General features: G+C 52.9%; 12 protein-coding genes. 9 read left to right on the forward strand and 3 right to left on the reverse strand.

The annotated features are described in order from the left end of the window. Positions 1–13 precede the first annotated feature (13 nt). The 6 genes from AC0YOB_RS35280 to AC0YOB_RS35305 all read left to right on the forward strand — a co-directional run bounded on the left by AC0YOB_RS35280 (position 14) and on the right by AC0YOB_RS35305 (position 7,080). Positions 14–1,516 (forward strand): response regulator, encoded by a 1,503-nt coding sequence (locus AC0YOB_RS35280; RefSeq protein WP_475796801.1) that lies wholly within the window; start codon positions 14–16, stop codon positions 1,514–1,516. 124 nt (positions 1,517–1,640) lie between these two features. Continuing rightward, on the forward strand, positions 1,641–2,519 hold the full coding sequence (locus AC0YOB_RS35285) for a carbohydrate ABC transporter permease (RefSeq protein ID WP_210046088.1): 879 nt from the start codon (positions 1,641–1,643) through the stop codon (positions 2,517–2,519). 3 nt (positions 2,520–2,522) lie between these two features. After that, positions 2,523–3,359 (forward strand): carbohydrate ABC transporter permease, encoded by an 837-nt coding sequence (locus AC0YOB_RS35290; protein ID WP_210046089.1) that lies wholly within the window; start codon positions 2,523–2,525, stop codon positions 3,357–3,359. A 68-nt stretch (positions 3,360–3,427) separates the two neighbouring features. Beyond that, a complete protein-coding gene (locus AC0YOB_RS35295) occupies positions 3,428–4,384 on the forward strand; it encodes a glycoside hydrolase family 113 (RefSeq protein WP_475796763.1) in 957 nt (318 codons plus the stop codon). Further along, entirely contained in the window at positions 4,381–5,601 is a 1,221-nt protein-coding gene (locus tag AC0YOB_RS35300; RefSeq protein ID WP_475796764.1) for an AGE family epimerase/isomerase, read from the forward strand. Before AC0YOB_RS35295 ends, AC0YOB_RS35300 begins: the two co-directional genes overlap by 4 nt. 144 nt (positions 5,602–5,745) lie before the next feature. Then, a complete protein-coding gene (locus AC0YOB_RS35305) occupies positions 5,746–7,080 on the forward strand; it encodes an ABC transporter substrate-binding protein (protein WP_475796765.1) in 1,335 nt (444 codons plus the stop codon). Positions 7,081–7,182: 102 nt separating this feature from the next. On the opposite strand, the gene AC0YOB_RS35310 is transcribed toward AC0YOB_RS35305, so the two are convergent. Continuing rightward, positions 7,183–7,323, reverse strand: coding sequence for a hypothetical protein (locus AC0YOB_RS35310; protein WP_210046093.1), 141 nt, complete (start codon positions 7,321–7,323; stop codon positions 7,183–7,185). Between the two features lie 170 nt (positions 7,324–7,493). Here AC0YOB_RS35310 and AC0YOB_RS35315 point away from each other — a divergent pair, with 170 nt between their 5' ends. Continuing rightward, the gene (locus tag AC0YOB_RS35315; RefSeq protein WP_475796766.1) at positions 7,494–8,186 is read left to right on the forward strand and encodes an ATP-binding cassette domain-containing protein; all 693 of its coding nucleotides are present in this window, start codon (positions 7,494–7,496) and stop codon (positions 8,184–8,186) included. A gap of 28 nt (positions 8,187–8,214) precedes the next feature. Here AC0YOB_RS35315 and AC0YOB_RS35320 read toward each other — a convergent pair whose 3' ends face one another. Further along, on the reverse strand, positions 8,215–11,286 hold the full coding sequence (locus AC0YOB_RS35320) for a family 78 glycoside hydrolase catalytic domain (RefSeq protein WP_475796767.1): 3,072 nt from the start codon (positions 11,284–11,286) through the stop codon (positions 8,215–8,217). A gap of 32 nt (positions 11,287–11,318) precedes the next feature. Beyond that, entirely contained in the window at positions 11,319–12,977 is a 1,659-nt protein-coding gene (locus AC0YOB_RS35325) for a response regulator (RefSeq protein ID WP_475796768.1), read from the reverse strand. A 196-nt stretch (positions 12,978–13,173) separates the two neighbouring features. Here AC0YOB_RS35325 and AC0YOB_RS35330 point away from each other — a divergent pair, with 196 nt between their 5' ends. Together AC0YOB_RS35330 and AC0YOB_RS35335 are read left to right on the forward strand one after the other, a co-directional pair. Next, the gene (locus tag AC0YOB_RS35330; RefSeq protein ID WP_475796769.1) at positions 13,174–14,832 is read left to right on the forward strand and encodes a type 2 periplasmic-binding domain-containing protein; all 1,659 of its coding nucleotides are present in this window, start codon (positions 13,174–13,176) and stop codon (positions 14,830–14,832) included. 94 nt (positions 14,833–14,926) lie between these two features. Continuing rightward, entirely contained in the window at positions 14,927–15,874 is a 948-nt protein-coding gene (locus tag AC0YOB_RS35335; RefSeq protein ID WP_475796770.1) for an ABC transporter permease, read from the forward strand. Positions 15,875–15,905: the final 31 nt, after the last annotated feature.

The raw sequence follows: 15,905 nt of genomic DNA on the forward strand, positions 1-15,905 counted from the left end.
AGAGATTACGTTGATGCGAATAGCAGTTATCGATGACGAAGAGCTCATCCGGCTCGGCCTCGCGAAAATCATCGGACGGATCGATCCGTCCTATCAGGTGGTCGGCATCTGGAGCAGCGGACGGGAAGCGCTGGGTCATCTGGAGGAGATGGAGGCGGATCTGATCATCACCGACATCCGTATGCCGCAGATGGACGGACTGGAAATGATCGCAGAGCTGAGAAGGCGCGGCAGTACGGCGCGGATCGCCATTCTCAGCGGCTACAATGATTTCGGCTATGCCCGCGAGGCGCTGCGTCACGGCGTGGAGGATTATTTGCTGAAGCCGGTCAATCAGGATGAGCTGATCCGGCTGCTTGCCCGCGTTGCGGAAAAAGTGGAGGAGGAGCAGAGCCGTCAGCCCTTCGGCCTGGATTCGCTGATCGAGCTGATGCTGGGAGTGGATGCTGCGCATATTGCCAAGCCTGTCTGGCAGGGAGCTTGCGATCAGCTTGACGAGCTGCCGTTGTTCCGGAATCTGTACACCGTTATGCTGGTCCACAGCGAACCGGAATGCGGTGAGGAAAGGCTCAAGGGCATTGTCGCCGATTGGAAGCGGGAGCACCGCATTCTTATCCGCGAAGGGAAGCTGGCGGCGGTCATTCTGGCCATACGACCGGGCGACCATGCCGATACGGCAAGGGAGCTTGCGCTGACCATGCTGGGCAAGCTGCCCATCGCAACGCGTGTGCGCATCGGCACAAGCGGTGTATACGCCGGCGGCGCGCAGCTGGCGCAAGCGTACGGAGAAGCATCGGCTGCCTGCCAGCATGCCTGGTATGAACCGGACGGTCATCCGGTTATGGCTTATTCAACGGACTTTGCACAGCTGCAGCATGAGAAGAAAAGCCTTCACCGTCTGCTGCTGAACGAGCTTGGCCCGGCAATTGCGGGCGGCGATTCCGATCGCGCCGAGGCGGCACTGCAGCGGTGGCTTGGAGAAGCGCAGCAGCTTCGCCTCGGATGGAGTGCCCTGGAATCGGCTGCCGTGGAGCTCGTGCGCGCAGTGGATGAAGGCTTGGAGGATCAGCCGGAGCCGTTTCGCAAAGGAGGTGTTCCCAAGCCGGATCAATTTGGGGACTATCGTACATATGCGGCGGAGCTGTCGCGGACGGTGATGGACCGTCTGCAGCTTGTCAAGGAATCCCGTCACGCCAGCCGTGCGGTGGAACGAATCAAAATGTACCTCCACGAACAATATAAAGAAGAATTGGACCTGCAGCGGCTGGCGGAGCATGTTCATTTGACCCCGAGCTATTTGAGCAAGCTGTTCAAGGGAGAGACGGGAGAGACGATTACCGACTTTGCGATTTCTGTGCGGATTCATCATGCCAAGCGTTTGCTTCGCGAAGAGCATGGGCTGAAGACTTATGAGGTGGGAGAACAGGTCGGATATCCCGATCCCGCTTACTTTACCAAGGTGTTCAAGCGCATGACCGGAAAGACGCCCAAGGAGTACCGCGATTCTGTTAGGTAATCGTTAGCATAATACAGGACAACAAAAAGAAACACGGTCCATTATCCGCTTCCTTGACCGGCGTTATAATGATGGTATTGATAACGGTCCATTCATCAGCAGCGCAGAAAGGGAGGGAGGCCTCTTGCAACGATTTAATTACAAAACGCAGCGTATGATTATTCTCTTCGGTTTCTTGACGATCCCCGTGCTTTTATCCTTGACCTTTTCCTATTATCCGGCCCTGTCTCTGTTCTATTACAGCTTCACGGACTGGTCGGGCCTAGGATGGGATATGAACTGGATCGGCCTTGACAACTACAAGGAGATTTTCACCAAGCCCGATGTCTTTATGTCCCTGAAGAACAATGCTTATTATTTCGTTGGCGGCCTCCTTCAGACGGCATTTTCATTGTGGTTCGCCGTTATTCTCACGAGCCGGCTGAAAGGACGGAATATTTTCCGCTCGGCCTTGTTTCTGCCTTATGTCCTTCACAGCGTCGCGACGGTGATTATGTTCAAGAATGTGTACCATCTGGACTATGGCTCGCTTAATGCGCTCCTGCGTGAAATCGGGCTCGCCTCCTGGCAGCAGAAATGGCTCGGCAATCCGCATCTGGTGAACATCTCGCTTGCCTTCATCTCGATGTGGAAGTACATGGGCCTGAACATGGTTATCTTCATTGGCGCGCTTCAATCCATCCCCGGTGATATATATGAAGCCGCTTCCATTGACGGAGCTACGGCCTGGCAGAAATTCCGCTACATCACCATGCCAAGCATCAAAAGCGTTCTGTCGCTCATGCTCATCCTGACGCTTACGGGAGCGCTGGAGGCATTCGATATTCCGTATGTCATGCTGCTGGGGGCTAACGGAACCTCAACCTTTGTCATTAAAACGGTCGACACCGCATTCAAATACCAGAACTTCGGTCTGGCCTCCGCTATGGCGGTTGTGCTGCTGGTCATTGTGCTGATCTTCATCGTCATACAGCGCAAAGTTCTGTTCCGGGAGGAGAAATAAGCGATGGATAATGAGAAACAGTCACCGCTGTTTACCACCCTGAAATATGTCACCATTGCACTCGCCCTGTTCGTCGTGTTCTTCCCGATCTATTCGGTGGTGATTGGCGCGTTCAAGACGCAGGTTGAATATTATCAGTCCTCCGTCCTCTCGCTGCCAAGCAATTTTCTGAACTTCGACAATTTCAAGAAAGTGTACGACGTCGGAGATTTGGGGCTAGGCTTCCGCAATACGCTGATCATCCTGGTGAGCGCGGTGGCAGGCAATGTGCTGATCGGCACGATGGTTGCCTATGCGCTGGGGCGGTTCGATTTTGCCCTGAAAAAGCCGATTATGGGCATGTACCTGGTCGCCCAGGTCATTCCGATGGTCACAACGCAGGTTGCTACTTTTTCGGTTATCCAGCATTTGGGGCTCTACAACACGATGGGGGCTCCTATCCTGATCTACCTGGGCGCCGATGTGCTGCAAATCGTCATCTATCTGCAGTTCGTCAACAGCATTCCCAAGGATCTGGACGAGAGCGCTATGATGGAGGGGGCATCGCTGTTCCGGATTTACCGCTCCATCATATTCCCGCTGCTGCAGCCGGCGACGGCGACGTTGATAATTCTGAAAACCATCTCCATCTATAATGATTTCTATACGCCTTACCTGTATATGCCGAGCCAGAAGCTGAAGGTCGTGTCCACGGCGATTTATTCCTTCGTCGGACCGAATGCGGCCCAGGTTAACGTTATCTCGGCAGGCATCCTGATTATTTTCATCCCGACCGTTCTCCTGTTCCTGTTCTTGCAGCGGTATATTTTCGCAGGGGTGACGAATGGGGCGGTCAAATAGGATGGCGGCGCAAGCCGCCTTTCTTCTTATCTTCATCATTTCATGTCCGGAGAGGGGCTAGACAAGCGATGAATATCGAGCAGTTCAACAAGGAAACAGTAAATGGCATGACCTGGGGCTGGACAGGCGTGCGGGGCACCTGGGAAGGACCCGATGCGGAATTCTCGATGAAAGCCATGACGGCTCTGAACGTCAATTGGGCTGCTCTGAGCCTGGGAGCGCTGCAGGAGACTGCCCAATCCACGAGGATTTCTTATAAGGAAGAACCGACGGTCACGGACAGCGAGGTGCGGAGCGCCATCCGCCGGGCTAAGGTGCTGGGGCTTAAGGTTTGCCTGAAGCCTGTTGTCAACTGTGCGGACGGAACCTGGCGCGCCCATATTAATTTTTTCGATCATGAGGTTCCCGGAGAGCCAAGCTGGTCCGAGTGGTTTGCGTCCTATGAGGATTTCATCCTGCATTATGCGGTGATTGCCGAAGAGGAAGGCTGCGAGATGCTGTGCATCGGCTGCGAAATGGTGCAGACGGATAAACGCGAAGCGCAGTGGCGTGCGCTTATTGCCAAGGTCCGTGCGGTGTACAGCCGACTGATTACGTACAATTGCGACAAATACCAGGAGGGCAGTGTGGCCTGGTGGGATGCGGTGGACATTATATCTTCCAGCGGCTATTACCCTATTGACGAGTTGGAGCAGCAGCTGGACAGGGTTGAGGCGAGTATAGCGTGCTATAAGAAGCCGTTCTTCTTCATGGAGGCCGGATGTCCGAGCCGTGAGGGTTCACCGCAGCGTCCCAATGACTGGTCGCTGCCTGGCGCTCCCTCGGGAACGGAACAGGATCGTTACTACAAGGCGATGTTCGAGGCTTGCTCCCGCCGCCCGTGGATGCAGGGATTCATGCTGTGGGACTGGCCCGCCCGGCTGTATGCGCCGCAGGATGCCCCGCAGAATGATGATTACTGCATGTACGCCAAGCCTGCTGAAGCCACCGTCCGTGAGTATTATGGCAGAGGAGGCGCCGTATGACACTGACACTATCGCAGTGGAGCGATGAGCTGGAGAGGGAGGTCAAGGATAATATCCTGAGCTTCTGGAAGCGCCATTCGGTTGATGAAGAAAGAGGCGGCTTCGTCGGGCGGATGGACAGCGACGGCAGCATTGACCCGGATGCCGATAAAGGGCTTGTCCTCAACGCGCGGATACTCTGGACCTTCGCGGCGGCCTACCGGATTTATGGGGCAGAGGAAGATCTCATCATGGCGAGGCGTGCGCTGGACGCTCTGGAAACGAGCTTTCTGGACCATGAGCATGGCGGCTTTTATTGGATGATAAAACCCCAGGGAGCTCCCTCACAGGATAAAAAGCAGGTATACGGGCAGGCTTTCGTGATCTATGCGCTGGCGGAATATGTACGGGCTACGGGCGACCATAAACCGCTCAAGCTGGCTGAGCAGGTGTACCGTCTGCTGGAGAAGCATGTGTACGATCCGGTTCACCGCGGTTATGTGGAGGCGCTCGCCCGGGATTGGGGCGAGACAAGCGACATGAGCCTGAGCGGCAAGGATCTGAATGAACGCAAATCCATGAATACCCATCTTCACGTACTTGAGGCCTATACGAATCTGTACCGGGTATGGAAGCAGGACGGGCTTCGCGGAAAGCTGCAGGAGCTCATCGAAGTTCATCTGGAGCGGATTATCGATCCGCAGAGCCATCACTTCCTGCTGTTCTTCAATGATGAATGGGAATCTAAATCCGGCGACGTATCCTACGGTCATGATATTGAAGGCAGCTGGCTGCTGTACGAAGCAGCCGAGGTGCTGGGCAATCATGAGCTTACGGCGCGAGTGAAGGCCGAAGCACTTGAAATGGCCAAGGCGACGCTTGCAGAGGGCGTGGATGCGGATGGCGCGTTATTCAATGAGCTGCATGAAAACGGGCATTTGGATGATGCTAAGGATTGGTGGCCGCAGGCCGAAGCGATGGTTGGTTTTCTGAACGCATATCAGCTCTCCAGCGATGTGGATTATATGGAAGCGGCCAAACGCAGCTGGGCTTTTATCAGTTCCAAGGTAAGCGACCGCAAGGGCGGGGAATGGCATTGGCGGGTATCCCGGGAGGGTGTGCCTGATCCAAGCCAATCCAAGATTAATGCCTGGAAATGTCCTTATCATAACAGCAGAGCCTGCTTCGAAGTGCTGGAGCGGCTGCAATCGCTAACAAAATTGTCTTCGTTAGCATAACTGATGACAACAAAAACAAACGCAGTTCATATTTTTTGACTCCGGCAGACGATAAAATGGTACATGTAAGCGATAACAGGACTGCTTTTCAGGATCATCGATCTGGTACAAAGCAGAAATCAAACAAAAGGGGTAAAGTGAAATATGAAAAAAATGGCGCTTGTTCTCATTACTGTTCTGTTGTCCATTTCGATGCTGGCTGCCTGCGGCAGCAATAACACCGCGAACAACGGGGGCAATACGGGCACGAACACACCGAATGACTCAACCGGCAACACTCCCGATGAAACGGCTGGCAATGCAGGCGGAGATGCGAATCTCAGCGGCACGATCAAGGTTCTGACGCACCGTACCGATTTCATCAGTGACGGCACGATGGATAAATACGTGAAGAAATTCCAGGAGAAATATCCGGATGCCAAGGTGGAGTTTGAAGGCCTGACCAACTATGCCACCGACATTCTGACCCGTTTGACAACAGGCGAAACAGGAGATGTGCTGATGATACCAACCAGCATTGCATCCTCCGATTACAGCAAATATTTCGAGCCGCTTCCTGATACGATGTTTGACAATGTATACTTTCCGGACCAGGCCGCTTTCGAAGGCAAACGCTATGGAATTTCCAGCGGTGTGAACACAGCCGGTCTGGTATACAATAAAGCGGCCTTCAAGAAAGCCGGCATCGACAAAGCCCCAACTACGCTTGATGAGCTGTATGCCGATGCGCAGAAGCTGAAAGACGCCGGAATTATTCCGCTTTACATGAACTATGGCGCACAATGGCCTATGGGCAACTGGGGAGACGGTTCGGCCTTCTACGTAGCCGGGCAAGCGGATCTGACAACCAAAATGGCTGCCGATGAAGCTCCGTTCCAAATGGATAACGCCTGGGGCACACTGCTGACCATCGCCCGTACCTTCGTGGAGAAGGGCTGGGTCGAGAATGACCTGAACACGAACAACTGGGAAATGTCCAAAGGCGAAGTAGCAGCAGGCAAAGCCGGCATGTATTTCCTGGGCAACTGGGTTATCCCGCAGCTGGTGACAGCGGGCGCAGCTCCGGAAGATATCGGATTCGTTCCGTTTCCTTATGACAACAGCGGCAAATACAACGCTCCGCTGGGCTCCGACTACATGGTGGCTGTAAGCAAAAACAGCAAAAACAAAGAATTGGCGACGGCATGGGTGGATTTCTTCGTCAAAGAATCCGGTTATATAGCCGATTCCGGCTTTATGCCCATCGACAAATCGGAGAAAGCGGACTCGCCGCAGCTGTCCGAGTTCCAGGCGACCAATCCTACCTTTATCGAAGGTCTGCCAACGGACACCAAGTTCAGTGAAATTGCCAATAAAGCTCAAATCGGCATCGGATCAGGCAATTATATTCAGGAGCTCGTTACCGCCAAAGATCTGAAAACCGCATTGGACGGACTGAACAAAAAATGGGCGGAAGCCAAAAAAGCATTGGGCTACTAATTATTGAAGTAACGAATATCTGACCTGTAAAAGAGACAGTCAAGAAAAGGAACGGACGCCTCAACGGCGTCCGTTCCTTTTTGGCAGTTGCACTTCCTTTAGTCAGCAGCTTTTTCCGCTGTCCTTGCCGGGCTTCATCGGCTTCGTTCCTTCATTCTCCGTCAGCCTCTCGCCGAACTGATCGAGCCGCGAAGGGGACGAGGCAGGTCCGTCGTTCTTCGGGTTGTTGTTTCTTCCTGTCATGACGTTCACCTCCCAGTCATAACATGAACTCCCGGCCTGATTTTCATGCACAATAAGCGTATATAACTTGGAGTTCAATATTCACATAATCTAAATCTTCCGTTGATACTGAGTTGATGCGCGAATGTTAACTTGGTAAGGATCAATAACGGCAGGAAGAGGTGACGGGAATGCTCCAGGTGATCGGGTTGAAAGCGGATTCCTCCAGCCAAAGTATTTCATTCAATGCGGAAGAGAGCACGCTGGTGGGGATCAAGGGAAGCAGCGGAGCCTTGCAGCTGCTGAATTGTTTGTACCGGACCGTCATTCCCGAAGCGGGTCAAATATGGTATAAATCCTCCCTGCTCGGAAGATTGGACTTGATAAAGGCCACAGTTAGTGAAATCGTGAAATTACGCGTACATGAGATGGGATTATTGAATCCCTTGACGGCAATGATTCCCAAATACAGCCTATCCGTAACCGACATTATAGCTGAGCGCTTACTGCAGCAAGGATGTTCGGTCCGGCAGGCAAGAACCGACTCGCAGAACTTGCTGGAGCGGCTTCGAGTTGATGAGAAGCTGTGGTATACCTCGCCTGCGGTATGCAGCAGTGAGCAGCGGCAGTGCGTCGATTGGGCAAGGGCATTAGTTGCCCGTCCCCGGCTTTTTATCCTGAATGAGTCCGCCGCCGATCTGTTGGATGGAATAACAAAGCAGGAGATTTTGTCCGTTTTGAAGGAAATGGCATGGAATGGGACGACAGTAATCGGGATATTCGAGGAGCATGGCTTGTGGGAGAGAGAAGCCGACCAACTGCTTGACATCAGCTGCGGGCCGGCATTGTCAGCTAAGAGGGACAAGCTCGCATACACGTTCTAGCCCCCGCGCACCGTGAATGATCTTCGTTTTAAACGGTTTGAGCTGATCCGGATTCCTGAGGCTGACCGATTCTGATGATGTCGACCGTGCCCTCGTATCCGTGAGGAAGATGAACGGCAGCCTCAACATCATACGGCAGCCACACCTGTAACTTCATATGACCCCCCGCATCCAGTGACCAGCTTACATCAATCCGGCCCCGTTCCGGCAGCGGTACGCTGCCTCTGGCCCAGGAAAGACCGCAGGGCTGCGGTTCAATGATGACAGCACTCCATCCCGGAGCTGCTTCCTTCACGCCCAGCACCCCGATGCCAAGAAAATATGCGGGAGCTGCCGACCAGGCGTGGCAGTGACTGCGCGTCAGCTCCGTCGGGATCGCCCGCCCGTCCTTCTGCTTGGGATACATCTCCCAACAGGTCGTTGCCCCGTATTCGATCATCTGGCCGTATTGCTGTTTCATATCCTCCAGCATAGGGGAGAACTGTCCCATCCCGGCCAGCGCCTCATAATAGAAAAAAGACATGAATGGACTGCCGATCTGCACAAAATGAGGCGGAGGCGACAGGAGATAGCTCTTGAGCTGTGATTTTCGGTCATGAGCTGCGATGTCGCACAGAAAGGCAACAACCTGAGTCTGCATGCTTATAATGTCCGACTTGCGGCCATCGGCATGAATGCAATCCATATACGCCTGCCGTTCCCCGGACCACAAATAGGAATTGATAGCCTCGGATAGCGCTTTCGCTTCCGCTCTGTATGATAAAGCCTCTTGGAAGGCTCCCGCCAACTCTGCCAATTCCGCCGCACTCCGAAGCGCTTTGACAAGAAACATGTTCTGATGCGTAACCGCACCCTCCCGGGGCTGATCTATAGGCGCCCAATCCAGCAGATTCCACCCATCCATATAGAGCAGTCCGCGCTCATCGATAAGATCCAGATAACGGTCCAGTGTGAATGCGACGTGCGGCCATACCGACTCAGCGAAAGCCTTGTCTCCCGTGCGGGCATAATATTCCCGGCAAGCGATGACCCAAAAGAAGGTCCAGTTCGGAATAACACTGTTCCAGCCGCTGGGCACCTGGTCTGCGTACAGCGGGGTTTGCCCTTTCGAACCGGGTACGAGCTCAAGGGAGCGTTTGACCATCTCCTCGCTGCCGAACAGATAGTAGGCGATCAATGCTTCGTTGCGGGCATCCCCTACCCAAAACACCTGTTCATAAGCGGGGCAATCCACGAAGGTATCCTCCATGCACAGCCTTGTGGTCGTCTGGCTGATCCGCCAAATATCGTTGATAAGAGAATCGGAGCACTGGAATTGTCCGATCTCGGCAACGGGGTAGTGGCTCTGCTGCAGCTGTACGCCGTACAGCTTGACCGGCTTGATAGCCCCGCGGACGGTTACGGCCAGATAGCGGAATCCGCGCCTAACATACGAGGTAAACCGCTGTCTTCCCTGACGGCAAATATACCGCAGTGAATTGTCGAGATAGTTCATATGCTGGATCCAGCCGTCCCGCATATGCTCGAAGCCGTAGAAATCGATAACAGTGCCGGCATCCGCATCAAGCTCGAATGAAATATAGCCTACGGCCTGAGTCCCGAAGTCCACAATAATCTCGGTATCGGCTTGCTCATAAATCGGGACAACGCCAGGTACGGAATTGGCTGTAACCACCTGCTGCAAAGCAGCGGGGACCGGTTCAGGGAAGGAGCCCTTCTTCCATACCGATAACGCGAGTATGGATTCCTTGCTGACCAGCCGATCGGGCACAGGTCGTATCCAGGTGTTCCACTGAGCCAGCTGTTCCGCTGAAGCTGCCGACCCTGCTTCCCGGAACGCGGATACTTTGCGGGCCGCTTGCTCATCCAGGGCAGCGCTAGCCTGCTCGTTTGAGCATCCTCCGCAGGCATCGATTGTCCGCTGCCTGCTCCGATCCTCCTGGCTGTATCGATGGTCGATATATTCATAGCATTCGAAAGGACCAATGGTTATAAAAGGGGAATTATCCGCAAGAGAAGTTGTCCCTGAACTTGAATCGATATCGATCAGAGCGCTATTATCGAAATCCGCAGCATCCGCCACAATAGGCGGATGCAGCTCGAATGCGCTATCGCAATCGATTCCCATGAATAAACCGCGGCCGTGATCCTTGCCGGCCAACTCGATGAGCAGCAGATTATCGCCTTCGCGTAATTTGATTTCCAGATACCTTTCCGACTTGAATGCGATAAACTCCTGCTTGGCGTACCGTTCTCCGTTGATGATCAAGCCGTTGAAGTGGGGAGGAGCATAAGGGAACCCTACGGTTGCTTTACCCGCAGCCTCGACCCGTATGACCGTGGCAGCATACCCGGCATACATATATTCATTGGCATTGTCTTCGCAGCCGGGTATCATCTGGCTGCGCAGATCAATATTGGTTGTCCAGGATACCGGAACAACCCGATTCATTGCCTCCACCTTGACCGGATATACCGTTCCCTCGGTGAGCGGCAAAATATCCCGTGGCTTCAGGTTCTCCCATGGTTCTATCCCGGCCTTCCCAATAACAGACGCATACGGCCATTCCGAATCCGCATAATCGGACCGGAGCCATTCATCGTCCCAAGCCCCCGCATCGATCCGTTCTGTGAAGGCATGCTGGCAGGACATCCTGGAAGCTCTGCTGTCTTGCCCCAGGCAGCGCGCGGTCCTCCACGAGCCGTCGGATACAATGCGCTCGGAAGCTCCATCTCCGCTCGCGGATAGGTCCAATTGGACAAGCAAGCCTCCTCTTCCGCGGATATAGTAGAAGGTGGATACGCCAAAATGCTGTACCAGGACGGATAAGGTGTTAAGCTGATCCGGCTTCAGCAGGTGGGCGATGTCATAGGTATCGTATGACTGCTCGGAGGGCCAGCTTCGCATCGGCCCCCGGCCGACCTTCACGCCGTTCACATACAGCACATAACGGGAATCTGCCGTTATCGCCAAATTCCCTGAATCCCATGCATCCGGCGGGGTATAAAATGTTTTACGGAAACAGCGCCATTCATTGCGGGGACTGACTTCCGTTCCTCCCCAAATCCACTGGGCATCTCCTGCGAACCAATCATTCATGCAGCCTTCTCTCCTTTTCTTATGCTTCTCATCTACAGGCGGTCCCTGTACTCTTGGGGGGTGACAAGCATTTCTTTCTTGAACACTTTGGTGAAATAGTGAGCGGATTCAAATCCGACAAGCACCGCTACCTCATGTATTTTCATTCTCGGGTTGGCCAGAAGCTCCTTGGCCTTTGTCAGACGCATAGCCTTAAGGTAATCGGAAATGCGCACGCCTGTAATCTGCTTGTAAAGACGGGACAAATAGGTGGGATGCAGGTATACGTGAGAGGCCAGCGCTTCGAGCGACAGGTCCTCCGACAGATGATTTTCAATATATTGATTGACGGCCATTAACACCTTTTGGGTGCGGTTCTTCTGATCGTCCGTTCTTTGCTTGAACAAAATGTCGGACAATTCTTTGTAATAAGCGTCCGCTTCCTCCCAGGAACGGAAAGAGCCGCCCTGGAGCAGGAGCCTTATATCCATAGCTTCGGATACGGGACCAAGAAGGCCCCAATGGTTGATGTAAGCCAGATACATCGCAGCCAAGGCGTATTGGATTTCCACGACAAATGAATAATGAGCGGGTGATGTCTGCAGGATCCGGGCGGTTTCAGAAATATCCTTGTATACCTCTGTGAATTTATCCTTCTGGCCGCTGAGCAGCCCGGTTTCCAAATGTCTGATCGAGCTGAGCTTGAGCGCGATATCCTGCCTGGACATGCCTTGCAGCATGGCAGCGGAAGGCTCTTGCGGTTTCAGATCGGTCAGCAGCATCTCCTGGCCATGGCCTAATCCTTGCTGAAACAATCGTTCCAGCTTCAGATTCTGTGCCGCCGTCGCAGTCCAGGAGCAAAAATGGCTGCTGATTGCGAGCGACACGGGCAGCTGCAGATGAGTCCTGCAGGTCTCCTGAATATCGGACATCATCCCCTGAACGAAGGCCAGACATTTATCGCAGTCCTCTCTGCCCGGCTTCCGGCCGTCCGCGATTGGCTGTATCAGCAGGATCAGGTGGGAGGGCTTCATCGAGAACGAAATGGATGCGAGCGTGCTCAAATATTCACTGGCGACATTTTGAATGGCATACATGAACAAGGGCTGGTCCGATTGACTGATATGATCAGGCCAACGGTCCACTCTGCCAATAACCAGCAGGACGTCTTCCTCGGCGGCGAGTGGAATCTGCATGTCGTTGAAGCGGTCCTGACTGATTGACTTGGCGGACAGCTCGCCCTGCAGCAGACTGGTCAGATATTCTTTCTGGATTAATGAATTGGCAGCTTGCAGCTGCTGCCGGGCTCTGTCAAGAAGCTGCCCGGATACCAGTTCTTCCTGAAGGAGCTTAATCGCTTTGCTGACGGCCGCCAGGATAGGCTCATCGCCTTCAATCTTGAGAATATAATCCAATCCCCCATCCCGCATGGCAGACTGCACATATTCAAAATCACTGTATCCGGTCAGAAAAATAACGTGGCAGCGGGGCCACAGCTTGATGATCTCCTTCTGCATCTCAATGCCGCTCATCCCGGGCATATGAATATCGGTTACGACAATATCCATCTTGGTTGTGCCCAATATCCGCAATGCTTCCATTGAAGAGTACGCGCGGTAAACGCCAAGCTCCCCTTGCTTCCAATCCTGAAATTGCTCGTATAGCCCGTTAACGATTCTCGGTTCGTCGTCGACAACCAGCAGGTTGTACATGAGGTATGGACCATCTCCCTTCCATATGGGTTTATTATAAACGCTAACTTCCTCATGGAAATGGCTTTCCGGCAAGAAGTTGACCAATGACATACGATGTCAAAATATTACCGTAGTTGGTGAACCTCCCCGTTTACTATAATGTGAGTGGGAAGCAGCGGCCAACCGTTTTCAAATTTTATGAGGAGGAATACATGTGACACGGAAACAAATGACAGCGTCCTTATTGGTCCTGATGACAATCCTCACGGCTTGTTCGAGCAATTCCGGGACGACAGCGCAAACGGAACCAGGCAAGACCAATGAATCTTCGGGTGCAGTTCCAGGTATGTCTGCCAAATACGATCCCCCAGTTACAGTCACGACTGCACGGGCCCAAGCCGATATCACCGAATTTGCGGAAGGCGACTCGATGGACAGCAACATCTGGACCAAGTATCTGCTGGATACATACGGCTTCGAGCTCAAGAATACCTGGGTTACGGATTCCGCCGGTTACAAGGATAAATTGAACGTAACCATCGCTTCAGGCGATCTGCCGGATTTCTTCAAGGTTGACGCGACTCAATTCAAGCAGTTGGCCGATGCCGGATCTCTTGCGGATTTGACGGAGGTCTATGATCAATACGCCTCTGATCTGCTCAAGAGCCGCTTGAATGAAGATGGCGGGATTACGCTTAAAGCCGCTACCATCGACGGTAAACTAATGGCGCTTCCCTATGTAACGGCCACGATGGATGGAGCAGGCATGATCTGGATCCGCAAGGATTGGCTCGACAATGTGGGACTGCCCGCTCCAAAAACGATGGACGACGTACTGGCGATATCCCAAGCATTTACGAAAAACGACCCGGATAAGAACGGGAAGGACGACACCGTGGGTCTGGGCCTCACGAAAGACATTTTCACCGGATTCGGCGGTCTCAACTACTTCCTGAACAGCTTCCATTCCTACGGCAAAATGTGGATCGAAGACCCCAAGGACAAGAGCAAGCTGGTATACGGCGCTATTCAACCGGAAGCCAAGCAGGCGCTCGGCAAGCTGCAGGAAATGTATAAAGCCGGTGAAATCGACAAAGAGTTCTCCGTCAAGACGACGACGCAGCTGACTGACGATATCGTAGCGGGAAAAGTGGGAATGACTTACGGAATCATGGCAAATCCGATCAACTATTTGAGCAAATCGGTAGCCAAGGATCCGAATGCCAAGTGGGAAATGTATCAGCTGGCTTCCGTGGATGACCAGCCTGTCAAATCCCAGATCAGCTCGGGAATCGGAACTTTCTGGGTAGCCAGCAAGAAAAGCAAGTATCCGGATGCGCTGGTGAAGACGATGGATGCGTTCGTGCAGAAGCTGTTCAGCGATAAAGCCGAATTTAAATACATGTACGATGGTCCCAATCTGGAATTCCACACGTTCAAATATATGGATGTCCAGGCATGGGGCGCGAGAAAGAATCTGGATGCCTACCTGGCGGTCAACTCGGCCTTGCAGTCCAATGACACCAGCAAGCTGAATCCGGAGCAAAAAGGCTACTATGATCAAGTGAAAGCGTACCAGGGCGGCGATGCGTCGCAGTGGGGAACATATAAGGTGTTTGGACCTGAAGGGTCCCTCAGTCTCCTCGAAAAAATTGTGAAGGACGATCTGATGTATCCGGATCAATACTTCAGCACCCCTACCGATCTTATGGTTCAGCGTCAAAGCACGCTTTCGGACCTGCTTGACGAGACGTATATGGGAATTATATTAGGGGATCCCGTCGATGCATTCGATGCCATGATACCGAAGTGGAATCAGCTCGGCGGAGAAGAAATGACGAAGCAGGTCAATGACTGGAAAGCCACACAATAATTAAAGAACGTACAATCGTTTCGGAGGGGCGTCGGTTCCCCTCCGATGCTTATTTCAGAAGGATTGGCAAATTGGCAAGCGAGGAAGATGAACTATGAAAACAACAATCGCAAAGCCGGGAACCGGCTTGAATAAGGCCGCTTTGGGAAGGCGATCCCGTTACAGCCGCTGGCCCCTGCACATGATGATGATTCCCGGCATCATACTGGTGCTTATTTATCATTACGCGCCCATGTTCGGGCTGGTCATTGCGTTTCAGAACTTCAAGCCTGCATTCGGCATCTTCCGCTCGGAATGGGTCGGATGGGACAATTTTGAGTATATGCTGCAGCTGCCGAACATGGCCCAGGTGATCTGGAATACATTATATATCGCATCCATGAAAGTCATAACCGGCTTAACGGTCCCCATCGTTATCGCAATCCTGCTCAATGAAATCCGGATAGCCGCCATCAAGCGGAGTATCCAGACGCTGATCTATTTGCCGCATTTTCTTTCCTGGATTATTCTGGGCGGGATCCTGATTGATGTCCTTTCTCCCTCCAAGGGAATCGTCAATCAGCTGCTCCAATGGTTCGGGATCGAGCCCATCTTTTTTCTCGGGGATGCGAGGCATTTCCCATATGTACTCATAACAACGGATCTGTGGAAGGACTTCGGATTTTCGACCATTGTATATTTGGCAGCGCTAACAGGCATTAATCCAAGCCTGTATGAAGCTGCTGTTATAGACGGCGCAAGCCGCTTGAGACAAGCCTGGCATGTGTCTTTGCCCGGCATGACACCCATTATCGTACTGCTCGCCACGCTCAGTCTGGGACAAATCCTCAATGCGGGCTTTGACCAGGTCTTCAACCTGTACAGCCCGACCGTGTACGATACAGGCGATATTCTGGATACATTTGTTTATCGGCTGGGTTTGCAGCAAGCGCAGTACTCGCTGGCGACAGCGGTAGGATTATTCAAATCCGCGGTATCCTTTATATTGATTTCAGTTTCCTATTTTCTGGCTTACCGGATAGCCAATTATAGAATTTTCTAGATGTTTAAACGATTTCAGAGGGGAGAGCAAG

The sequence above is a fragment of the Paenibacillus sp. JT31N17 genome (assembly GCF_056269255.1).

What these genes read in the sequence shown, in the direction of transcription:
- AC0YOB_RS35300 (WP_475796764.1), top strand. Translation starts at nt 4,381, where the DNA reads ATGACACTGACACTATCGCAGTGGAGCGATGAGCTGGAGAGGGAGGTC.
- AC0YOB_RS35290 (WP_210046089.1), top strand. Translation starts at nt 2,523, where the DNA reads ATGGATAATGAGAAACAGTCACCGCTGTTTACCACCCTGAAATATGTC.
- AC0YOB_RS35305 (WP_475796765.1), top strand. Translation starts at nt 5,746, where the DNA reads ATGAAAAAAATGGCGCTTGTTCTCATTACTGTTCTGTTGTCCATTTCG.
- AC0YOB_RS35315 (WP_475796766.1), top strand. Translation starts at nt 7,494, where the DNA reads ATGCTCCAGGTGATCGGGTTGAAAGCGGATTCCTCCAGCCAAAGTATT.
- AC0YOB_RS35335 (WP_475796770.1), top strand. Translation starts at nt 14,927, where the DNA reads ATGAAAACAACAATCGCAAAGCCGGGAACCGGCTTGAATAAGGCCGCT.
- AC0YOB_RS35280 (WP_475796801.1), top strand. Translation starts at nt 14, where the DNA reads ATGCGAATAGCAGTTATCGATGACGAAGAGCTCATCCGGCTCGGCCTC.
- AC0YOB_RS35325 (WP_475796768.1), bottom strand. Translation starts at nt 12,977, where the DNA reads ATGTACAACCTGCTGGTTGTCGACGACGAACCGAGAATCGTTAACGGG.
- AC0YOB_RS35320 (WP_475796767.1), bottom strand. Translation starts at nt 11,286, where the DNA reads ATGAATGATTGGTTCGCAGGAGATGCCCAGTGGATTTGGGGAGGAACG.
- AC0YOB_RS35295 (WP_475796763.1), top strand. Translation starts at nt 3,428, where the DNA reads ATGAATATCGAGCAGTTCAACAAGGAAACAGTAAATGGCATGACCTGG.
- AC0YOB_RS35310 (WP_210046093.1), bottom strand. Translation starts at nt 7,323, where the DNA reads ATGACAGGAAGAAACAACAACCCGAAGAACGACGGACCTGCCTCGTCC.